21 protein-coding genes are annotated in these 22,408 nt (G+C 51.8%); 10 read left to right on the top strand and 11 right to left on the bottom strand.

The features are described from left to right. Positions 1-104 precede the first annotated feature (104 nt). The 6 genes from McpAg1_RS01105 (at position 105) to McpAg1_RS01080 (ending at position 7,949) form a co-directional block, all read left to right on the top strand. Entirely contained in the window at positions 105-686 is a 582-nt protein-coding gene (locus McpAg1_RS01105; RefSeq protein ID WP_338093439.1) for an NfeD family protein, read from the top strand. Beyond that, positions 687-1,748: an SPFH domain-containing protein gene (locus McpAg1_RS01100; RefSeq protein WP_338093438.1), complete on the top strand. Its 1,062-nt coding sequence runs from the start codon at positions 687-689 to the stop codon at positions 1,746-1,748. A 340-nt stretch (positions 1,749-2,088) separates the two neighbouring features. Next, positions 2,089-3,021: a DUF432 domain-containing protein gene (locus McpAg1_RS01095; protein WP_338093437.1), complete on the top strand. Its 933-nt coding sequence runs from the start codon at positions 2,089-2,091 to the stop codon at positions 3,019-3,021. 1 nt (position 3,022) lies between these two features. Continuing rightward, positions 3,023-4,036, top strand: a complete 1,014-nt coding sequence (locus McpAg1_RS01090; RefSeq protein ID WP_338093436.1) for a mechanosensitive ion channel family protein — start codon at positions 3,023-3,025, stop codon at positions 4,034-4,036. Then, the gene (locus tag McpAg1_RS01085; protein WP_338093435.1) at positions 4,036-4,515 is read left to right on the top strand and encodes a HEAT repeat domain-containing protein; all 480 of its coding nucleotides are present in this window, start codon (positions 4,036-4,038) and stop codon (positions 4,513-4,515) included. The genes McpAg1_RS01090 and McpAg1_RS01085 overlap by 1 nt, the downstream gene beginning before the upstream one ends. A 2-nt stretch (positions 4,516-4,517) precedes the next feature. Further along, a complete protein-coding gene (locus tag McpAg1_RS01080; protein ID WP_338093434.1) occupies positions 4,518-7,949 on the top strand; it encodes a DNA polymerase II large subunit in 3,432 nt (1,143 codons plus the stop codon). 162 nt (positions 7,950-8,111) lie between these two features. Here the strand turns inward: McpAg1_RS01080 and aspS are convergent, their stop codons facing one another. From aspS to McpAg1_RS01050, 6 genes are all read right to left on the bottom strand, one after another. Continuing rightward, positions 8,112-9,401, bottom strand: coding sequence for an aspartate--tRNA(Asn) ligase (gene aspS, locus McpAg1_RS01075; protein ID WP_338093433.1), 1,290 nt, complete (start codon positions 9,399-9,401; stop codon positions 8,112-8,114). Positions 9,402-9,666: 265 nt separating this feature from the next. Then, complete coding sequence (locus tag McpAg1_RS01070; RefSeq protein WP_338093432.1) at positions 9,667-11,349, bottom strand: cache domain-containing protein; 1,683 nt, start codon at positions 11,347-11,349, stop codon at positions 9,667-9,669. An 82-nt stretch (positions 11,350-11,431) separates the two neighbouring features. After that, complete coding sequence (locus McpAg1_RS01065) at positions 11,432-11,683, bottom strand: 4Fe-4S binding protein (RefSeq protein WP_338093431.1); 252 nt, start codon at positions 11,681-11,683, stop codon at positions 11,432-11,434. Further along, positions 11,684-12,211 (bottom strand): 2-oxoacid:acceptor oxidoreductase family protein, encoded by a 528-nt coding sequence (locus McpAg1_RS01060; protein WP_338093430.1) that lies wholly within the window; start codon positions 12,209-12,211, stop codon positions 11,684-11,686. Continuing rightward, positions 12,211-13,341 carry a transketolase C-terminal domain-containing protein gene (locus McpAg1_RS01055; RefSeq protein WP_338093429.1) on the bottom strand — a complete coding sequence of 377 codons (1,131 nt, stop codon included), beginning with the start codon at positions 13,339-13,341 and terminating at the stop codon, positions 12,211-12,213. Before McpAg1_RS01055 ends, McpAg1_RS01060 begins: the two co-directional genes overlap by 1 nt. Beyond that, the gene (locus McpAg1_RS01050; protein WP_338093428.1) at positions 13,338-14,228 is read right to left on the bottom strand and encodes a thiamine pyrophosphate-dependent enzyme; all 891 of its coding nucleotides are present in this window, start codon (positions 14,226-14,228) and stop codon (positions 13,338-13,340) included. Before McpAg1_RS01050 ends, McpAg1_RS01055 begins: the two co-directional genes overlap by 4 nt. A 131-nt stretch (positions 14,229-14,359) precedes the next feature. Here McpAg1_RS01050 and McpAg1_RS01045 point away from each other — a divergent pair, with 131 nt between their 5' ends. Continuing rightward, positions 14,360-15,121: a hypothetical protein gene (locus McpAg1_RS01045; protein ID WP_338093427.1), complete on the top strand. Its 762-nt coding sequence runs from the start codon at positions 14,360-14,362 to the stop codon at positions 15,119-15,121. 11 nt (positions 15,122-15,132) lie between these two features. Next, entirely contained in the window at positions 15,133-16,098 is a 966-nt protein-coding gene (locus McpAg1_RS01040; protein ID WP_338093426.1) for a biotin--[acetyl-CoA-carboxylase] ligase, read from the top strand. 285 nt (positions 16,099-16,383) lie between these two features. Here McpAg1_RS01040 and cbiB read toward each other — a convergent pair whose 3' ends face one another. The 5 genes from cbiB to McpAg1_RS01015 form a co-directional block, all read right to left on the bottom strand. Next, positions 16,384-17,307 carry an adenosylcobinamide-phosphate synthase CbiB gene (cbiB, locus tag McpAg1_RS01035; RefSeq protein WP_338093425.1) on the bottom strand — a complete coding sequence of 308 codons (924 nt, stop codon included), beginning with the start codon at positions 17,305-17,307 and terminating at the stop codon, positions 16,384-16,386. Continuing rightward, positions 17,289-17,852 (bottom strand): DUF7524 family protein, encoded by a 564-nt coding sequence (locus McpAg1_RS01030; protein ID WP_338093424.1) that lies wholly within the window; start codon positions 17,850-17,852, stop codon positions 17,289-17,291. Before McpAg1_RS01030 ends, cbiB begins: the two co-directional genes overlap by 19 nt. Positions 17,853-17,864: 12 nt before the next feature. Beyond that, on the bottom strand, positions 17,865-18,044 hold the full coding sequence (locus McpAg1_RS01025; RefSeq protein WP_338093423.1) for a methytransferase partner Trm112: 180 nt from the start codon (positions 18,042-18,044) through the stop codon (positions 17,865-17,867). 1 nt (position 18,045) lies between these two features. After that, complete coding sequence (locus tag McpAg1_RS01020) at positions 18,046-19,056, bottom strand: adenylosuccinate synthetase (RefSeq protein WP_338093422.1); 1,011 nt, start codon at positions 19,054-19,056, stop codon at positions 18,046-18,048. A gap of 327 nt (positions 19,057-19,383) precedes the next feature. Then, positions 19,384-20,085, bottom strand: coding sequence for a JAB domain-containing protein (locus McpAg1_RS01015; protein ID WP_338093421.1), 702 nt, complete (start codon positions 20,083-20,085; stop codon positions 19,384-19,386). A gap of 132 nt (positions 20,086-20,217) precedes the next feature. Here McpAg1_RS01015 and McpAg1_RS01010 point away from each other — a divergent pair, with 132 nt between their 5' ends. Together McpAg1_RS01010 and McpAg1_RS01005 are read left to right on the top strand one after the other, a co-directional pair. Then, positions 20,218-20,718: a rubrerythrin family protein gene (locus McpAg1_RS01010; RefSeq protein ID WP_338093420.1), complete on the top strand. Its 501-nt coding sequence runs from the start codon at positions 20,218-20,220 to the stop codon at positions 20,716-20,718. Between the two features lie 315 nt (positions 20,719-21,033). Continuing rightward, positions 21,034-22,077 carry an AI-2E family transporter gene (locus tag McpAg1_RS01005; protein ID WP_338093419.1) on the top strand — a complete coding sequence of 348 codons (1,044 nt, stop codon included), beginning with the start codon at positions 21,034-21,036 and terminating at the stop codon, positions 22,075-22,077. The last annotated feature ends 331 nt before the right edge of the window (positions 22,078-22,408 follow it).

Genomic DNA, 22,408 nt, shown 5'->3' with positions numbered 1-22,408 from the left:
ACTGAAAAAGATCACGGAGCAGACGTGAACATCACGGAAATAGATTACGCTCGATTATTTCCAAATTCCGTGTTGTTCACGTCTGCTCCGTGCTGTTTTTTTCCGTGAAGCTCAGTGTTTTCAGATTTTCCGTGGGCGGAGCTACGATCAATGCCCGCAACACAAAACCAAACCGCACCCTACCATTTATTGCCTCTCCCCTGCTATTACTACATTATACCATGCTTGAAACACTTTTGGACCCTGCGGTACTCCCTTGGGTCCTCATAGTCGCTGGCGCGGCTTTCCTTGTCATCGAAGCGACAACGCCTGGATTTTTCATGGCTGTGCCCGGAACCGCCATGATCGTTCTCGGACTCATGGTCCTTGCCGGAGTTGACATCTTTGCATCGCCGGTCGGTGTCGGCGTTGCCGTTCTCGCCGCAATCGTTGCGGCGGTGATCAGTGTTCTGTTGTACCGGAGACTGTCTCCGGATCAGGAACCGATCACAACCGGCAGGGACTCGCTTATCGGAAAAACCGGCCATGTTGTTGTTGAGGTGGTTCCAGATACAATCTCCGGCAAAGTCGATATTGCAGGCGTTGTCTGGAGCGCAAAAAGCACGGGCGCAAAAATTGCGGCCGGAACAAAAATACAGGTGACCGCCGCGAGCGGCGTTCACATAACCGTTGAGGAGGTTTCCTAAATGGACATATTTACTCTCATCTCTATCGTACTGATAATTATCATTCTCTATATCTTTGCAAAAGGTGTTGTGATCATCCAGCCGTACCAGAAGGGTCTGGCGATTCGTCTTGGAACCTATGTGGGCCAGATGAATCCCGGATTCAAATGGGTCGTGCCGTTCATCACAACGGTCATCAAACTGGATCTCAGAACCCAGGTCATCGATGTTCCGTCCCAGGAGGTTATCACCAAAGACAACTCGCCTACCGATGTCGATGCGATCATCTACGTCCGCGTGATGGATCCTGAGCGGGCATACTTTGAGGTCTCAAACTATCGTCAGGCAACAGTGGCTCTTGCGCAAACGAGTCTTCGTGGCATCATTGGTGACATGGAGCTTGACGAGGTTCTCTACAACCGTGACATGATCAACCGCCGCCTCAGAGATATTCTCGATAAGGAGACCGATCAGTGGGGTGTCAAGATCGAGCGTGTTGAGATCAAAGAGGTCAACCCGATTGGTGCCGTCAAGCAGGCAATGACCGAGCAGACCGCGGCGGAACGTGAGCGGCGTGCGGCAATTCTTCGTGCTGACGGAGAGAAGCGTGCGGCGATTCTGAAAGCAGAAGGTCTTCGTCAGAGTATGATTCTTGAGTCCGAAGGTGAGCGGCAGAGTAAGATTCTCCGCGCTGAAGGCGAACGTCAGAGTAAAATTCTGCAGGCGCAGGGAGAAGCCCAGGGTCTGCGGATTGTGGCGCTCGGCTCGCGTCCTCTTGACAAGAGAGCAATTACGGTTCTCTCGCTGAACGCTCTGCAGAAGATGGCGGACGGTCAGGCAACGAAGATTATCTTCCCGTTCGAGGTCTCGACCCTCATCAAGCAGGGGGCAAAATTCCTTGGAGCTGAAGATCTTACCGAGGTTGATGATGCGGCCCCACTTGATCTCGACGAGAGCATCCTTGGCGATCTTCCAAACCCTGCCGAGATTGCAAAAGTCGTCGAGGCAATCAAGCCGCCGGAGGATCCGGTCGCTGATCCTGCTACAGCAGATGAAGTTCCGCCTATTGCCGGATCAACATAATTTTTTTCTTTTTTCCATTACGTTCTGCTCCGCCCACAGAAAAACGGAACACACGGAAATTTCACAGAAAAACATCACGGAGCAGACGTGAACATCACGGAATTTGAAAATGAAGTTTCGTGTTTACTCAAAGCGAAATCAATGACAGATAAAATTCCAAACAATGAAACTCACCACTGGGTAAGTCCTAAATAATTTATTTCCGTGTTGTTCACGTCTGCTCCGTGATGTTTTTTTCTGTGGCATTCAGTGTGTTCCGTTTTTCCGTGGGCGGAGCAACGAAGTAGTGAGTAGGCCAAGGGCATGAGAGTCGTGGGCGGAGCAGAACGTAACCCCCCTCTTGCCCAATACGAAACTGCATTATAGTTTTCCCTCCAACGTATTCATCAACCAACCGGAGGGAACGACAATACCGCTGAGAAGAATTACCCGTCGCAAATCTACCGAGCAGCCAGTACAGACTTCACCGTCCGCCCCCTCCTCAGCTTCTGCTACCCCGCCTGTGGATGACGAATCCTCAGACGAGATCCCTGCCTTTGCCTATGGCAGGTTCACGTTTGACTATGCCGTCAACTTTGCCGGCCTCTCCCTCGCGGTTGAACAGAGCCGCGGCATGTATCACTATCATCGTGCGATCGGAAAAGCAGTCCGCGAAGCAACCATCTCCTCCTCAGCAGGCGCCCGCATGATCATCCATCCGGTTGAGCCGCTCTATGTTCCTGATCCGGTCACCGACTTTCTGGAGATTAAATTCAGCGAGATCATGATCGAGCCGAACGGCAAAACCGTCATTTTCCTCACGTTCCCGATCGAGATTGGTGTCTTCATCGAGTCCAAGGGAGAGACCGATGTGATTGACGTGTTCACCTTCAAGCAGCCAAAGTACTCTATGTACGGCTCATCCCACCGCGGCGTCATCACCAAATGGCACAAATCGCAGGTTCATGCCTATCCGCCGCAGGTGAAAAATTATGAAGAAGGAGTTCTCAGGCTCACCATTCAGAACACCACCGACGAATGGGTGTATGTGTCACGCGTCATCATCTATGAAAAAGGAATGTTCATCCACTATGATGACTCCGTCGTCTCAATGGCTGCTGAGATGACCATTCTGAATCGCGAAAGTGCTGACGTTGCCGGTGTTGACCGACCTCTCAGGCCTGAGATGTCCCGCTCGATTCGTCTCTACAAACCAAGAAAAATGTCGGCATTCTCCAATGTCTCCGGCTCGCTTGTGGATACCGTCTTCACCATGGACCTGGGGCTGATCTGAAATGGCTGAGATTAACGTCTCCGGCATCATGGACAGTCTGTTCAACGGGGCGGAATCGCTTTCCACAAACGTTGAAAACACAAGTTTCCTTGCAACAAAACCCTTCGAAAGTTTTGGCATCGCCATGACCTACGGCGACATCATCGCTGTCGTCGTCATCATTGCCGCAACCTTCATCATTGCAAAACTGCTCTCCAACATCGTGCGCAGGATGTTCTCCGGAAAGATTGACAAAGGCAATCTCGCCTTCATGGAAAAGCTCACCCGCTGGACCATCTACTTCTTCGGATTCCTCGCGGTCAGCACCCCGCTCGGCATTGACTTCAGCGGTCTGATGGTTGCCGGAGGAATCATTGCGGTTGCGATCGGTTTTGCGAGTCAAAGCACTCTTTCCAACTTCATCTCAGGTCTTCTGCTGATGTTTGAGCGGCCGGTAAGCCTTGGCGACAACATCGCCGTCAAAGGAACCGAAGGCTACGTCGAGGACATCGGCCTGATGTCAACAACGCTCCGTACCTACAAAGGCGTCTATGTCCGCGTGCCGAACGAAGCGATGTTCACCTCAGACATCACCAACTACGTTGCCCATATCGCACGACGCTTTGACTACAACATCACCATCCGGTACAAGGATGATGCAGAAAAAGCGATGAAAATCATCAAGGATACGGTCGACAAACATCCGTATGCCCTGAAGAGTCCTGCCCCTTCCGTGTTCGTGGACAACCTCGGCCCGAACGGCTCGAACCTTCTGGTTCGTATCTGGGCCCCGTCCGGATACTGGTGGGATGCAAAGACCGAACTTCTCGGAAAAATTGTGCAGGCTCTTCGTGCCGCAGGCATTGTCATTCCGTTCGATCAGAACGTCGTCTGGTTTGGCCATGATCAGAACAAGTCGCTGGACCGGGCAATGTACGGCCGTCCGATGCAGCCCTCCTCCTCTCCCGAATATCTCCAGACCGCTGGTCCCGGCAGGGAACAGTCAGCTCCGGAAAATGTTGCCCAGGTGAAATAATGGAAAATCTGAACGCGTGTTTTAGTTCCCTCAATGATGAGTCCCTCGAAGTCCGGCATGCCGCTGTCGATGCAATCGCAGCAGCAGGCCGCACCGCACCGGAAAGAATTGTGCCGATTGTGATCGCCGAGATGTCTGATGCAACATTGGACAACCGCTGGTATCTTGGGAGATCACTTGTCAAGATGGGGCAGGGAATTATTCCGATCATTTTGGAGTACGCAGAGATTGAGCAAAATATGGATATCCAAAAATATTACGGTGCAGTTCTCGCCTCGTTTGGTGAGGACGCAGTGCCTTCCTTAATCTCGCTCTTCTCTTCAACGAATCCCACCGCTAGAGGCATGGCGTCTGCAGCTCTTGAGCGGCTGGAGGCAAAAGCTGTTCCCGCACTTGTTGAGGCGGCGAACGGTCGCGACCCGCAGGTGAAGCTCTGTGCAGAGCTGACGCTTGCAAAGCTCCACATCTTTGAGTATTAATTATGGCTGAACTTGCAACCTCACCCCGCTATCGTGCGTATCTGGATCATTTAATCAGTGAACTCGACCGGGCGATGGAGGTTGCACAGGCAGCAAAGGCGAAAGGGTTTGATCCGCGAACCGAAGTGGAGATCCCGATTGCAAGTGATCTTGCAGGACGTGTTGAGGCGCTCCTAAACTACAAAGGAGTTGCTGCATGTATCCGCGAACTGGAAGAGCGGATGAGCCGCGAGGAGGCGTCGCTGAAGATTGGTGATGCGTTTGTGTCCCGCCAGTTCGGAGAGACGACCCGCGAAGAGATTCTTGATCATGCGATTCGTGCGTCGATGGCGCTGCTTACGGAGGGTGTGGTCGCAGCGCCAACTGAAGGTATCGGCAAAGTCGGGATCAAGAAAAATGATGACGGGTCAGAGTATCTGGTGATCTATTATGCAGGCCCGATTCGTTCCGCAGGCGGAACAGCCCAGGCATTGTCGGTCCTTGTCGGCGATTATGTGCGGAGGCTGTTAAACCTTGACCGCTACAAGCCGCGGGAGGAGGAGGTCGAACGGTACATTGAGGAGATCAAGCAGTACAACGGCATTCAGAGTATGCAGTACCTCCCCAAAGATGATGATATCCGCCTCATCATCCAAAACTGTCCGGTCTGTATCGATGGCGAGCCGACGGAAAAAGAAGAGATCTCCGGACACCGGAACCTTGAGCGCGTGGAGACGAACGTTGTTCGCGGCGGTATGTGTCTGGTGATTGCCGAAGGTATCGGACTGAAGGCGCCAAAGATTCAGAAGAATGTTGCAAAAATGCGTCTTGACGGATGGGAGTGGCTGGAGACGCTGATCTCAGGAACTGCGTCTACTTCTGATGAAGAAGAAGAGCCGGGCATTCATCCAAAAGACAAGTACATGCGGGATATGCTTGCAGGCCGTCCGCCGTTTTCGTATCCGATGCGCAAAGGGGGTTTTCGTCTGCGGCTCGGACGCGGACGAAACACCGGGTTTGCAACCTGCGGATTTAATCCGGCGACACTTCACGTGCTGGATGATTATCTCGCGGTCGGGACCCAGATGAAGGTGGAGCGGCCAGGCAAAGCCTGCGGTGTTGTGCCCTGCGACTCGATCGAAGGGCCGACTGTGCGCCTGACCTCAGGTGAGATCCTGCGAATCGATACTCTTGAAGAGGCGAACAAGCATGTTGATGCAAAAGAGATTGAGTACATCCTTGACGTCGGCGAGATTTTGATCTCGTACGGTGAGTTCCTTGAGAACAATCACGTGCTTGCGCCGCCGAGCTACTGCGAAGAGTGGTGGATTCAGGAAGGCGGTCCCCGCCATCCTGAGAGTGAGGCTGAGGCAATCTCGTTCGTCGCTGAAGGTGCGTATCTGCATCCAGACTTCACCTGGTTCTGGGATGACTGCACTGAAGAGCAGCTTCTTTTCCTCTCTGACGCCGTGGCAAAAACCGGATCAGTGAAGGACGGTGTGCTCTACATCCCGCAGGATCCTGCGGTGAAGGCAGTACTTGAGGAACTCCTCGTTCCCCACACGGTGGAAAACGGTCAGTATGTGATCAAAACGCCGCTTGCCTTAATCGCAGGCCTCGGTCTGTCGTACTCGCTTGAAAGAAATGCGACATGGAACACACGACCTCCTTTCACGAACGGTCTTGCGATGGCTGCGTACCTTTCAGGAATGAAGATGCGGTCCAAAGCCGGAACCCGCATCGGCGGGCGTATGGGCAGGCCGGGGAAGTCTGCTCCCAGAAAAATGAAGCCGCCGGTTCACGTGCTGTTTCCGATCGGTGAGTCGGGAGGCATGAAGCGGTCGATCGACAACGCGGCAAAGTTCTGCAATGCGGATCTGTCTGGTGATATGTTTTCGGGAACCGCAGTGACGAGCGGACAGGTGGAAGGCATGATCCATGTCGAGACCGGAGAGCGGAAGTGTCCGTCCTGCGGTGCGGTGACGTTCAAGAGCAGGTGCAGCTGCGGCTCACACACCGACGCGGTTTATCGCTGCCCGCGATGCAACACTCTCGGCCAGCCGGGAGAAGAGGTGTGCATGCGATGCGGTGCACCGCTTGTCTGCCAGAAAGACAGCGTGATGAGTCTTCGTCAGGAGTATAACGCTGCTCTTGCGGTTACCGGTATTGCGGCAAATGAAATTCCCGAGCTGAAAGGTGTCCGCGGACTTATCTCAAAAGAGCGTGTGGTTGAGCCGCTCGAGAAAGGAATTCTTCGTGCGGCAAACGAGGTGTATGTGTTCCGGGACGGAACGGTCCGTTATGATATGATCGATCTGCCCTTGACGCATTTCCGTCCGGCAGAGATTGCGGTTTCGGTGGAGAAACTTCGGTCTATCGGCTACACTAAGGACATGCACGGCGCTGAACTGACTTCTCCTGATCAGCTGATCGAGTTAAACCCGCAGGACATCTTAGTCTCCGAGGACTGCGGCGAGTATCTGGTGCGGGTGGCAAACTACATCGATCAGCTGCTTGAAAAACTCTACGGACTTGATCCGTTCTACTGCGCAAAAACCTCAGAGGATCTGGTTGGCCAGCTGATTCTTGGCCTTGCTCCGCACACGAGTGCAGGCGTTCTTGCCAGACTGATCGGGTTTACGAAGGCGAAGGCAGGGTATGCACATCCGTTTTATCATGCGGCAAAACGGCGGAACTGCGACGGCGATGAGGACTGCGTGATGCTTTTGATGGACGGACTCGTGAACTTTTCGCGTTCCTTCCTTCCGAGTACCCGCGGCGGCACGATGGATGCTCCGCTCGTTTTGACCACGACGCTGAACCCGAAAGAGGTTGATAAGGAGACGCTGAACGTGGATGTGATGAGCCGCTATCCGCTCGCGGTGTATGAGGCGTGCCTGACCTACACGCCGCCGAAAAATCTGGAAAAAATTGTGGATCATGTGGAGAACCGCGTGGGGACTCCCGAGCAGTTTGAAGGATTCTCGTTCACGCATGATACGCAGGACATCTCCGCAGGCCCGCTTGATACGATGTACACCAATCCCATCCTGAAGGGAACGACCGACAAGATCAAGGCAGAGCTTGATCTTGCCGACCGCATCAGGGCTGTTGAGACAAATGATCTTGCGGAGCGAATCATCAACAGCCACTTGATGCCTGATATGATCGGTAACCTGCGTTCGTTTTCGAAGCAGTCATTCCGCTGCCCACGATGCAAGACAAGTTTTCGCAGGATTCCGATCTCAGGGAAGTGTACAAAGTGCGGGGCTGTGTTGAAGGCGACGATGCATAAAGGAAATGTGACAAAGTATCTGGAGATTGCGAAGTACATGGCCGAGCATTATCAGTTGTCCGAGTACACGAATCAAAGAATTGCAGTGACGGAGATGAACATCTGGTCAACGTTCGGGCAGGAAGAGAAACAGCAGATGGATTTGTCTGACTTTTTTTGAAATGCGTGTTTCCTCCGCATATCGTAGCTCCGCCCACGGAAAATCTGAAAACACGGAGCTTCACGGAAAAATTCTGTGTGTTCCGTTTTTCCGTGGGCGGAGCAACGAAGCAGTAAGCAGGCTATAGGCATGCGAATCGTGGGCGGAGCAAAAAAAATATTTTTACGGGCTGACTCTGTGCCGGTCGCGGGGGAAGAGTACGCCTTCGCGGATGTTCTGCAGATCAAGCATGGTCATCACAAGACGCTCTGCGCCAAGTCCCCATCCTGCGTGCGGCGGCATACCGTAGCGGAACGGGTTGAGGTAGAACTCGAATGCGTCCGGGTTGAGGCCCTTTCCTTTGATCTGTTCGACAAGTTTGCTGTGAACATGGCAGCGCTGGGCTCCGGAGGAGAGTTCCATTCTCGGGTGCATCATGTCAAACGCACGGCAGACTTCTGGGCGGTCTTCGAAGGCCATGGTGTAGAACGGTCTTGTTGAGGACGGCCACTCGGTGACGAAGTACATGGTTCCCATCTCTTCGCCGACAATTTTCTCTGCTGCGGTGGTGAGGTCGTCGCCGAAGGTGAGTGCCTCGCCTTTTTTGCTTGCGATCTCAATTGCCTCCTGATAGGTGATCTTCGGGAAGGGTGCTGTTGGCACCTCGAAGTCGTTTAAGCCGAGGACGGCGAGTTCGTTACTACACGTGTCGGCAACTTTTCCGTAGGCATAGGAGACGACCTCTTCGAGGACCTTCATCGCATCCTTCTCGTCAGCAAAGGACATCTCGATATCGATTGAGGTTGCTTCGTTTAAGTGGCGGACGGTGTTGTGCTCTTCTGCGCGGAAGATCGGGCCGATTTCGTACACACGGTCAAATCCTGCGCTCATGAGCATCTGCTTGTAGAGCTGCGGGCTCTGGTTGAGGAATGCTTCCTTGTCAAAGTATGCGAGGGGAAAGAGTTCTGTCCCTCCTTCGGTTGCGGCTGCGACGACCTTCGGGGTCTGGACCTGGGTGAAGTGGTGGTCCCAGAGGAACTCGCTGACTGCACGAAGTGCAGCGTTTCTGATCAGAAAAATCGAGTTGACGCGAGGCTTTCTGAGGTCAAGGTAGCGGTTGTCAAGGCGGGTGTCCAGTTCTGCCGGAACTTTTTCCGAGACATCCAACGGCAGAGGGGTGTCTGCACGGGAGATGACCTTCAAGGTCTCCGGGACAAGTTCACGTCCTCCGGGTGCTTTGTCGGTTGCCTTGACAACTCCTTCGCAGGAGATGACGGATTCGCGGCTTGCTTCTTTGACTGCGGCGAGCACTTCGGGGCTGACCTTTTTCTTCGGGATGGTCACCTGAAGAATTCCTGTTCTGTCGCGAACGAGAAGGAACGTGAGGCCGCCGAGGTCACGTTCTTCGTGAACCCATCCGGCAACTTCTGCACGTTCACATTCGGGGGTGACGTCTTTTATTGGAATGCGCATAAAATCTCTATATTATTTGCGGTGGAGATAGATTAGTGTTTGCCGTGGGGTGGTTGGTCAGAGTTTTTAGGTCGAAAAGTATCTGTGATCATTGGGTTTGGCTGGTACTATTTTCGGAAGTAAATCACTCACAATATCGGAAGTGAAATGTTGACAAAATGCGTGAGTCATCTTTTCTGATGATTCTGGCCGGTATTGAGATTGCTTTTCAGAAAAATAATTTTTTTCAAACAGACAACTTCATTTCATTTTATCCGGTCGAACATCACACCGTTTCCGCGACCGTCCCCAACTCAACCGTCGTCCCGATAACCCACTCATCATCCACTTGTTTGATGTACTCCAGAACAACACGGATACCTCCATTGGGTGCATCATGCAGCGACAGCATATACCCGCCGCCGTTCATTCCTGTCATCTCCCCAATCCGGCTCTGGGACCCGCCGTACCTGTCAATGAAGAAAAATCCGTTCTTTCCCACATTATACGGCCGCTTCCCGTCAGAAAGAATCGTCCCGTTCCTGTCCACCGCATACATCCGGATACCCTGCTTCAGAAAAATATCCTCAGGATCCATAAACGCAGCAAGGGTTGCATCTTTTCCGTTCTCCTCCAGGTACGTGAAAGCGGTCAGCACATTATCCAGCGCCTCATCGCGTTTGGAAATATTGTACGGAACCGGTGTCGAAGAAAGCGGCTGCACTGCTCCGATAAACCATGTTTCATTCACCGGCTGAACATATATCAGACAAAGCAGTGCCGTATTTTCTCCGAGTTCTCCATTCACCGGATAATAATAGGGCACATACCCCCCGCCCTGACTACTGCGTCTGATCAGCAGCTGAATCGTCTCAACCCCGTAACCATCATGGTAATTTAGGAAACTCTCCCCGATCAGCTCATCCCGCTCCGTATTTGCAAGAAGAGTGCCATTGACATCATAGGCAAACACCGCTCCATCCTCCAGAATAAATCTGCTTTTTGGATCACTAAGTGCCGCAAGCGTCTTCTCCTGACCGTTACTCTCAGCATAACTGAAGACATTGGTCGCAATGTCTTTCATGGACGTAAGATTATTGTCTGCTGCGTAATACACAACCGGAACCTCTTCGACTGGTTCTGTCATTATAACGGTGATGTTTTTGCCGCCTGTCTGCATACTCTTCCAGAGAAACACTTTCTCAATCATGCGGATGTACGCCGAATCATATCCTTTCCCGAACGTCACTCCTTCAGGAACGGTTTGAATATTTTGTATGATCTCTGCATGTTTCGAGTCTGCAAATACCGGACTAATCAGAACATTTTCTCCGGTTCCAATCCCTTCCGGAGAGCTGTAGACTACTCCTGATGCATCAATCATCCAGATCTGGTACCCGGGATAGTTTGTCTCCCGCATCATCTGCTGAGTATACATCCATGGATCAATCTCGAGAGTTACATATCCGTCGTACTCGCCGCTGCTCGTATATACCGGAGCAGACACGGACATGAGATCCATTCCTTTTGTATTGATCTTCGGCTGCGACAACAGATAACCAGTATCTGCAAATGCGTTTTCGGTAACTGATGAGTCACGCAGATACGGCGTGTCAGCTCCATACACCGGATATCCGGCAACCACCGTACTGTTGCGGTCATACCGGACAGCCCACTGTGCCCAGGGGTAGGTCTGACGCAGTTTCTGAAGCGAGGAGTTCAAAAACGGATCCGTATACGAATATCCTGACTGGCTGACTGCCGTGTTTTCCACGTCTCTTCCCATGGCATCCATTGAAAACTGGACATGCTCATATACGATGGAAAAAGTTTCGTTCATCTCCTCGGTTACAACATCCGGCAGCGGGGTCTCCCGGGTATCGATGCATCCTGCGGTGAGGAGCAGTACTGCAAGGAGAACTATCATCAGTACTCTTCCGGCAGTTCGTAAGTTAGCTATCGTATACATATATCATCGTCCACATTTACAATGAGATACTATCTTTTTGGGAGCAGAGTAGATATCTGCTTGGTTGAAAAAATTGAAAGTATTAGTGCTCTTCTCTCACCATTACAATACATTTCTTCGGGCACTCGTTTGCACAAATGCCGCATCCTTTGCAGTAGATTAAATCGATCTCCTCGTTGTCAGGGTCGATTACTGCATCAGGACAGAACATTGCACAGATACCGCAGTGGTTGCAGATATCGCGGTTCACCACAGGACGGAACGTCCGCCATGAACCGGTAAGCCCTGCTGCCCCTTCCTTTGGAACACTGATCGTCATCTTCGGCATCGCCATTTACTTCACCTCTTTGTATGCTTCCTTTGCCGCCGCAACATTTCTCGGATCGGCAAACGTCTCGGTAATGGATTTTGTTCCTGACTCAGGCGTAAAGAGTCCGAGTTTTGCCAGAGCTCCAATTACCGGCGTGTTCAGAATCGGACTTCCGGCAACAACCAGATTCTCGCGGAGTGCAATTCCGGTCAGGTCTGCTTTGTGCACGGTGAACTGTTTTGGAAACTGCACATCCTCATGCGTGTTGATGAAGATCGAACCGCCCTCCTTCAGACCGTCCAGCACATTTACGGTGTCCATGACGGTCGGGTCAAGGATGATGATCATGTCAGGTTTTTTGATCTGGGAGTAGATTCTGACCGGAGAATCATCAATCCGAACAAACGATACGATCGGTGCACCGCGACGCTCTGCTCCATAGAACGGGCAGGCTGTTGCAAACTTGCCGTCTTTCACGGCTGCTGCTGCCATCATCCGTGCTGCGGTCACACCGCCCTGGCCGCCGCGTGAGTGAATACGAATCTCGTACATTACTGCTCCTCCGAAGGAATACCGAACCAGAACTCGGTACCGACTTTCCGCGTGCGAACAAAGGTCGCCATATCCTCATATGTCACTTCCTGACCGCCGAGACCGGCGATCACGCTTGCAATTTTTGCCTGCGGGTAGCGTGCCTGAATCTCTCCGGCAACAACACCGCCGAAACCAAACGAGTAGTCACGGTCGATCACTACCAGATCCTTTCCTTCGATCTTCATATCAATCGGGAATGGACGCAGCCAGCGGATGCGCATTACGCCTGCCTTGACTCCCTCTTTTCTGAGGATATCTGCGGCGACCTCTGCTTCTTTACCAAGAGTTCCCATTGCAACGATCACAACATCCGCATCATCACAGAGATACTCTTCGATCGGAGCATAGCTTCTGCCGAAACGTTTGGCAAACGCGGCTTCGGTCTCTGCAATCACAGTGCGTGATGCACGCATTGCTTTTTCCATGTCATGACGGAACGTGAAGTGAATGTCAGATGGTGACATTGCGCCGTAACCTTTTGGATCATTCACATCGATCTTATGCGGCAGAGAGATCTGCGGAACAAAGTCTCCGGGCTCGGTCATCTCGAACGGCTGCATGATGTGGGAGAGCAGGAACCCATCCATGTTGATCATCACCGGCAGGAGAACACGGTTGTCCTCTGCGATTCTGAACGCCATGATCGTTGCATCGTATGCTTCCTGAACTGTTGACACATACACCTGAAGCCATCCGGTGTCGCGCTGCGAGAGAGCGTCAGAGTGTTCGGCCCAGATGTTCCATCCGGGGGCGAGCGTTCGATTGATCTGGCCCATCACGATTGGAAGTCTTGCGCCTGCTGCCCAGTGCAGCATCTCATGCATGTAGAGCAGTCCGTGCGAGCTTGTTGCGGTGAACACGCGGATGCCAGTAATCGATGCTCCGATACATGCGGTCATTGCCGAGTGCTCTGACTCGACCGGAATGTATCTGGCATCCATCTCGCCGCCGCCCACGTACTCTGCAATTGCTTCGATGACTTCGGTCTGCGGGGTGATCGGATACGCTGCGACCACGGTCGGCTTCACCATCTTCACGGCAGCTGCCATGGCCTTGTTGCCGGTTGACATCACCAGTTTATCGCTCATGCGTTTTCCTCCGAGTAGGCAGCTTCTGCTGCGATCTTTTTCAGGTTTTTGTCAACCTGTGCCTGAATCTTTGCGGCGGTTGCGTCGTCCACTTTGCGGAATCGTCCCTGCGCTTTCAGATAGTCAGCAACCGGCGAGGGCTTTTTCATTGCTGCGCGTGACGGTGCGCTGATGGTGAACTTGTCGTACTCTTTTTCCCAGAGTACCCAGATACCGGACTTGACCGCCATTTTTCCGATCTCAACCGTCTTCTCGGACGGTGTTCTCCAGCCCGGCGGGCAGGGAGCTAAGATGTGGATAAATTTCGGTCCCGGAATTGAGAGAGCCTTCTTGACTTTGTTGTAGATGTCAGCAGGGTACGATGCACATGCGGTTGCCTGGTAGGGCAGGTTGTGTGCTTCGATGATTCTGTCGAGATCTTTTTTGTTGACCGTCTTACCGTTCGGGGTTGTTGTGGTGATTGCACCAAGCGGTGTTGCTCCCGAGCGTTGCATACCGGTGTTGCCGTATGCTTCGTTGTCGTAGCAGATGTACAAGAAGTCCTCTCCGCGCTCCAGTGCACCGGACAGAGCCTGAATGCCGATGTCAGCGGTTCCTCCGTCGCCTGCGTACACGATGACGTTGGTCTTTTTTCCAACTGCTCTGAATGCCTCACTCATTCCTGAGGCGCAGGCAGCAGCAGCTGCAAAGGCGATGTTATACACAGGGACTGTGTGCAGCATGTAGGGATAGACTCCCTGAATGACACTGTTGCAGCAGGCAGGAATTACGAGAACCGTATCCTTTCCTGCGGCCTTCAGAATATAGCGAAGTGCCAGCAAAGATCCGCACCCGGCACAGGTGGACGGACATTTTAACAGCATCTCCTCTTTTGGAATTTCCGTCATGAAATGGTATCATATTTGTCATGATTAATAATGAGGCTTGTTCTTGAGTATGACAAATTTTATCTTCATTGATCTCTTCTCCTCCCCCCGTCAGCAAAAGTATTTATCCGCGCTTATCCATCAACTGTTATATGAGTCAAGACCCGAATACGGGAGCAGATCCGAAAAAAGTCGAGGAGCTGCAAAAAGAAGTCGAACGTCTCAATCGGGAAAAGGCCGAAGCCCAAGCTCAGGCTGAAGCTGAGGCTCATGCTGCTGCTGCAGCCGCAGATGAAAAGGCAGCAACCGAGATGAGAATGAAACAGGAGCTGGAGTCTCAGAAAATAGCAGCTGATGCAAAGATGCAGTCTGAGCTTGAGGCGCAGCGTCTTGCGGCAAAAGAGTCGGAGCTTAAACGAAAGGAGAAGCAGGCGACAAGCAAGAGCCGCAAGCGTAAGGTGATCGGCGGAATTATTCTTCTGATCATCCTTGTCCTTATTGTGCTTGCCGCCTCCGCGTCGGTTCAGGTACAGCCAGGATCAGCAACGAGCTATCCGTACATCACAACCTATGGCGTCTGGTTCCCCATCGGTCAGCCGGTTGATATCAGCGGCCACACCCTGATTGCCCTTGCTGACGGAAATGAGATGATGTTCTCTGCCGACGGCAGTGTTACGAAACTCGTTCGCGGCCAGCCGATAACGATCGGTGAGCAGAGCGCGAAGCTGACCACACTGTTTGGAAAAGTTCCCCTGATGACGATTAACTACAAGGTTATTCTTGAGTATCAGGGAAACACTCCGGAAAATCAGGCATACTTCAAGATGCTGATTCAGAGCGACAAGTCGATCCCTGAGTTTGTGGTGAAGTTCCTGCTGCCGAAGAATGTGATTGCCCAACCGATGGCATCATAACTTCTTTTTTTATGACGGTGAAAGAGTCTGTCCTCCGTGTTCTTGAAGAGAGACGGGGATCGTTTGTTTCAGGCGAGGATCTTGCGACGACTCTCGGGGTGTCAAGGTCTGCTGTGTGGAAGGCGGTGAAGTCGCTTGAGGCAGAAGGGCACTCGGTTACTGCGGTGACGAACAAGGGCTACTGTCTTGACGCCCTGTCAGATATTTTGTCGCAGGAGGGTATCCGCCCCTGGCTGCTGCCGAAGTATCAGCAGCTGCCGATCATCATTCACAAACGTACCGGCTCAACGAATGATGATGCAAAAGCTCTTGCGGTTGCAGGAGCAGTTCACGGAACTATGGTACTCGCTGAAGAGCAGACCGCAGGCAAGGGAAGGCTTGGCAGATCTTTTTACTCGCCGAAAAATTCCGGCATCTATCTGAGTGTGGTTTTGCGGCCCGAACTTTTGTTTACAGACGCTGTGCTGATCACGACTGCTGCGGCGGTTGCGGTCTGTCGGGCGGTTGAGGAGATGACGGATCAGACTCCTGAGATCAAATGGGTGAACGATGTGTTTGTCGATGGCCGAAAAGTCTGCGGGATTTTGTGCGAGGCGGTCAGCGGGTTTGAGTCAGGCCGCGTTGAGTGCGTGGTGGTTGGTATCGGGATCAATGTTTCTGCATCAGAGTTTCCTGAGGAGATTCGTTCTGTTGCAGGATCATTGTTTGAGGAAAATCCGGGGTTTTCCCGCAACCGTCTTGCGGCGGTTGTTGCAAATCATCTCTTCACTCTCTCAGAGACGATGACCGACCGGTCGTTTCTTGATGAGTATCGGAGAAGATCCATGATTCTTGGAAAACCGATCCGGTTTTTGGAAAAAGGAGAATGGCATGATGCGGTCGCGGTCGCGGTGGATGACTCGGGCGGCCTTGTGGTGGAGACTGCTGCCGGACGACGGACGCTTTCCTCGGGCGAGGTCAGTGTTCGTGCTGTATGAGCTCCGCCCACGGAAAAACGAGACGCATGCCTTCGACCTGCTTACCGCTTCGCGGGAACACACGGAATTTCACAGAAAAACATCACGGAGCAGACGTGAACATCACGGAAATATTATTTTAAAATATCATGCGATGCCACAAAATGTCCCGTGAAAATTTTTCAAAAAAACCAGCTAAATTTTTTTGTTGTAAATGTTTTAGAATTCCGTGGTGTTCACGTCTGCTCCGTGATGTTTTTCTGTGAAATTTCCGTGTGTTCTGATTTTCCGTGGGCGGAGCCGCGATCAGATCACAAGCAGAACAACAATCACAATCCCGGCAAAAAGTATCGTCACTTCCCGCAAAATTCTGATGATGCATCCTCCGCCCTCGGCGAGTGTCCGCTCGGGAGAGCCGATCGTGTAAACACCAGGCTTGTCAAACATAATACCGCATCCTCCGGCGATGAGGCTCATCGGGATGCCGCCGTTGAACCCCGGACGTTTTTTGTGGTCAGCACGGTATGCGGCAACAGCTTTTTTGTATCGACCACGGCAGGCAAACAGAATCAACAGAAGCCCTCCGGTGATCCGTGCCGGAATGTATGCAAGTACGTCGTCCATCCGTGCCGCAAACCAGCCGATGCGGATACGATCATCCTTGTAGCCGAGCATCGCATCCATCGTGTTTGCCGCGCGGAAAAGTGCCGCTCCCACAATGCCCATGCCGAACAACAGCTCAAAGACCGCAAACCAGAACAACGGAGCAACAATACTGTCCACCAGATTCTCCGCAGCCGACTCGTACGCAGCTGATCTGATATGCTCATGCGACAGCTTCGCCGTATCGCGGCTGACCAGCATCTGAACAGCAGCTCTCCCTTCCGCATCACCCTTGGAAAGCGCTGTTTCAACCGCTGCAACATGCTCCTCAAGAGACCGCGACGCAAAACAAAAACTCAGCAGAACAACAGCAAGCGGCAGCTGAACGAACCAGTACTGATCAGGTATCAGACAGATCAGAAGAAACGGCAGAGTGAACGCGGCAACCGTCAGCAACCAGCCGAGGATGCCAATGGGCCGTTCCATCTTTTTTGGATAATAATTTGTCCTGCCCCAGAGTCCTATCAGGCTCCCAAGCAGGGCAACCGGATGGAACCTTGAATGGGGGTCACCTATCAGCCTGTCGAAGATCAGTGCAAAAAAAAGAGTTATTGCGCCGAACGCCATGCGATGATGACTCCGGCGAGCATGATTAAGTAGATGATGATCGCCATGGCAAGTCCGTCGATGTTCAACGGAAGGTACTGCCAGAGAATCAGAATCACTGCCGCAATGATCGGCATAATTGCAATCACTGCAACATTTCCTGCGCCGCTGCCGAGATCCTTCGAACGTTTTCGTTTCGGGATCTCAACCTGCTCCTCGGGAAAAATGACCGGCTCCGGTGCAGGGACCGGACAGAATTTCATCACATTAATCGTAAACGACTCGCGCCGCATACCATAGCCGGTGATCACCTGCATGTTGAAACTTCCCGACCCTGCCTCCTCTCTTATCTTGATCTCAAGCTCGGCCTCGCTCTCGACATAGATGTTTTCATAGGTAAAGTCGGTGTACGCGGATGCTTCGCATCTGAGTGTTGCATGGGTCGGTGAGCCGTGGTTTATGAACCGGACGTGGAGTGCGGTTCCTCCGCTCACGTCCACCGCGTCAGTGGAAAGTTCTAACGAATTAATTCCAAGACGATTCAGCTGAATTTCAACAATGGCCATATACGTTCAACCTCATTTTTCTTCTTTTGGAAGAAGGTTTGCGATGCCGGAGGATATCGGGTACACCCGTTTGCAGGATGTGCAGGTCAGCAGTCCTTCGACAATATCTGTATCATTACCCTCCATCTCTGTAAGCATAAACTTTCCTTTGCAGACAGGGCAACAGATGATGTCGAGGACCCAGCGCTTCATCTTACAGCTCGTCTCTGATGTCGATGATCTGTGACTGTTCGGGTCCGGTTGAGATGATGCCGACCGGGCAGCCGGTGTCTTCTTCGATCTGATCAAGGAACTTTTTGACCGAGGGAGTGAGTTTGCTGTACTCTTTGACGCCAAAGACGCTCTTGTCGATGTGGTCAACGCCGGTGATGGCGATTGCCGTGCAGCCGTTGATCATTGCCGAGTAGCGTGCCATCTTTCCATCCCATGTACCGATTCTGCGTTCGCGGCGGGTGACGGTACCGAACTCCTGAATGCCCATTGCCATGGAGTCATCGTGGGAGAGTTCGGTCGGGAACGGGCCTTCGCCTACTCTTGTCGGGAATGCCTTGAAGACAACGATGACGTCGTCGATTTTGGTCGGGCCGACACCAACGTCTGCTGCCATCTGGGATGCGGAGGTGTCTTTGCTGGTGACATACGGATAGTTGCCGTAGTAAAGAGAGATGCCGAATCCTTGGGTTCCTTCAATGATGACCGAGTCGCCTGCATCGATTGAGTCGTTGACGTTCTGTGCAACGTCAATGATGTACGGGGCGAGTTCAGGGACGTCGCGTGCGAGCCGTGCGGTCCGCATTACGCGGTCAGAGTTTGCCGGTCCGCATCCGGAGCCGGTTGATCCGACGGTCTTTGAGAGGTGGGAGTCGTTCTTGTCTTTGTAGATGTGCTCTTCTTCGATGACACCGCAGCGGCCGTCAATGAAGGTACGGTCGCCACACTGCAGGGTTTCGAGTTCATGGGCAAAGACCCGCGGGTCCACCAGTACGCCGCTGCCGATCATGAGTTTTGCGTTCGGGTAGACAAAACCGGACGGTACCATTCTGACACCGTACTTTTTGTCACCCACTTCTACGGTGTGACCTGCGTTCGGACCGACACCGCCGCGTGCAATAATTTTTGCTTTATCCTGCTGGGCAATGTGGGCAACGATTTTTCCTTTTCCTTCGTCACCAAAAAAGCCGCCGACAATGATCGTGCTTGGCATAATTGTATCAGTAGTATTTGGCTTGGCACTCACATAAGGTCTTGGTTTTCTTTGGTGCTGTGTATCATATTCTGCCGTTCACGATTCGCATGTCTTCGGTCTGTTCGCTGTTCCGTTGCTCCGCCCACGGAACACACTGACCACACGGAAATTTTACGGAAAAAAACATCACGGAGCAGACGTGAACATCACGGAATCCAAAAATAATCGAAAAAATTCCGTGCTGTTCACGTCTGCTCCGTGATGTTTTTCCGTGATATTTTCAGTGTATTCCGTTTTTCCGTGGGCGGAGCAGTATGCGGGGCAGAGCATGATCTGTGGTGAGTGTTACTGAGCATGTTGATAATCTGCATCGTTTTCGCCAGACTCCTCCTCCTCTTCAAGGATGCTTTGGAAGCCATCGCAGGGGCCTATAATAATGTGGTCCAGCAGTTTGATGCCGAGGATTGTTCCTGCCGCCTGAATTTTTTCGGTGACCAGTATGTCCTGTCTGCTTGGTGCGAGGTTTCCTGACGGATGATTGTGAATGAGAATTATTGCCGCCGCACGGTCGGTGACGGCGCCGGCAAACACTTCTCTTGGATGCACATGACTTTCGTTGACAAGTCCGCGGGTGACGAGGCGGATGTTGAGTATTTCATGTGCGCCGGAGAGAGTGGCGGCAACGACGTTTTCCTGTTTGTCGTAGCGGTACTGACTGACGAACGGCAGGATGTCTTCGGCGCGTTTGATCACCGCATGTTTTCTGTCTGGCGGAGGAAATCTGCGGGCAAGTTCGAGCGCGGCAAGTATCTGACAGGCTTTTGCAGGACCCATGCCGTCAACGGATGCGATCTCTTTTACTGTGGTGTTGTAGGAGTTTTCCATCAGGATGTCGCTGACCATTTTTCCTATCTTGAGTGCATCGTTTCCTGCCGTGCCCCGGCCGATGATTGCCGCGACAAGTTCTGCGAGTGTGAGGTTTTGCGGTCCGTTTGCTATCAGTTTTTCCCGCGGTCGGTCTATCTCGGCGGTGTTTTTCAGACTCATCTTGGTTATGTGAGTATTGTTCAGAGAAAAGTAATTAAATTATCGTGGTATTTTTTCATATTTGATCCGCAATTTCTCCTGCAAAGTCCTCATCCCAAACCTTTATTCCCCAACTTCGGCAAATAATAGTGCATGGACACTAAGACATGCATTGCAGATGCTTTTGCCGGTGAATCACAGGCAAACCGTAAGTACAAATCTTTCTCAGAAGCAGCCGCAGACGAGGGATACGACCATGTTGCAAAGCTTTTCCGTGCAACCTCCGCAGCTGAGGAGATCCATGCACGCCGTCTTCTTCGTGTCGGCGGATACATTGGAACGACCGTTGCAAATCTTGAGGCAGGTATGGCAGGCGAGCTGCACGAGACCAACGAGATGTACCCCTCGTTCATCAAAGTCGCTGAGGCTGAGGGCCGTCAGGATGCACTCATCACGTTTGAGCATGCCATGAAGGCAGAGGCAATTCACGCTGATCTCTACAAGCAGGCGCTCGCAGCAGTGAAAGCAGGCAAGGACTTTGAGGTCAAGACTGTGTATCTCTGTCCGGTCTGCGGCAACATTGAGATCAACAAGACGACCGACCGCTGCCCGATCTGCGGCATCCCGGGCGCATCCTTTAAGATTGTTGAGTAAATTCTCACTCTATTTCCAACTTTTTTGTGCATTTAATTAATGATCAACCCACGGAAAAACGAGACGCATGCCTTCGGCCTGCTTACCGCTTCGCGGGAACACACGGAATTTCACGGAAAAACATCACGAAGCAGACGTGAACAGCACAGAAATATAATATTAAATGTGAATTCCGTGCTGTTCTCGTCTGCTCCGTGATGTTTTTCCGTGATATTTTCTGTGTCTTCAGTGTGTTCTGTGGGCGGAGCAACGAAGCAAAAAATGAAGCCACGCGCTTCCGTGAGTTTATCATCTCGGCAACCGATGTATTAACCAATGAATATTGGCGTCTTTGCACGGGATCATTTCAGTCTCATTGTTATTGCCGCAATTTTTCTTCTCACCCTAATTCTTGCCCGCGACTATCTTTTCATTGCCGTCTTTTCCTTATCGATAGCTGTTGTGTGTATGCCGCTTCACCGGTGGCTTTCCAAAAAGGTTCCTGATTGGATCTCTGCGGGATTTATTGCCACAGGTATCACGGCAGGTGTTGTCGGTGTCGGCATTGGAGCGATTATTGTTCTGTTGTCGGACTTGGAGTATCTTGTTTTCATGCTGAAAACAATTATAGACAAGATTTTTTTGATTCTTGGCCATGCGGGTGGAAGTCATGATGTGGGAGGGTTTGTTGATGCACTTACTTCGATGATTACGGCAGCGTTTCCCAAAGTTGTTCTCGGTTTTGCGGAGTTCGTTCCTGCTCTTATTATTGATGTCATTCTCTTCTTTGCCCTGCTCTACTGTTTCATTGTTCTGGGCGACCGGATTTGGGACGATCTCTGGTCGGTCCTTCCGGAAACTTCGAAGGGCAACATGGGTCTGATGGCTACGAAGACGAAGGATATTTTGTACGCGCTCTACATTGTGCATGTGTTCCTTGCGGTGCTGACGTTTTTCCTTGCGTACGGATTTTTCCTTATGCTCGGATACGGGCATGAGATGTTTTATGCGATGCTGTGTGCGGTGTTTGCGCTGATTCCATTCCTCGGCCCGATCATGGTTCTGATATTTGTTGGTCTGTACTCGCTTGCGATCGGTGACTGGCGCGGCGTTATTCTGATCTGTACGATCGGTTATTTCCTGCTGTGCGTTGTGACGGATATTATTCTGCGACCGCGACTTACCGGAAGGAAGGTGGAGATCCGGCCGATGCTGATGTTTGTCGGATTTTTCGGCGGTGCTATGGTGATGGGACTCTTGGGTTTTGTTCTCGGCCCGGTTCTTTTGGTGTTGACCATGGCCGGTTATGAGATTTTTATCAAAGAGGCCCGAAAAGGAAAGCAGGTTCAGTCGGAAGTGACTGATTCTGTTTCCGAATAATTTTTTTTGTGGTTAAGGTTGTTTGTTGGCAACTAACGTTCGCCGTATATCGTAACTCCGCCCACGGAAAAACGGAATACACTGAAAATCTCACTGAAAAACATCACGGAGCAGACGTGAACACCACGGAATTTTAAATTATTCGTGTTTTTTCGTGTGGTTCGTGTTTAAAAAATCATAATGGGAGGTGTGTTGAAAAATTATTCATGGCAGTCTCATCACTTCGCAGAATTGCACCGTGTAAGTCCTATTTCATGTTATTCTTGTCTGTTCCGTGTTGTTTTTCCGTGGGAGGCCTATGAATAAACTGTCGCAATCCTACTCTTTTAAT

Source organism: Methanorbis furvi (genome assembly GCF_032714615.1).
GTDB classification, from domain to species: domain Archaea; phylum Halobacteriota; class Methanomicrobia; order Methanomicrobiales; family Methanocorpusculaceae; genus Methanocorpusculum; species Methanocorpusculum furvi.
The sequence above is the reverse complement of the archived record's forward strand: the minus strand, read 5'-3'. Positions and strand labels throughout refer to the sequence as shown.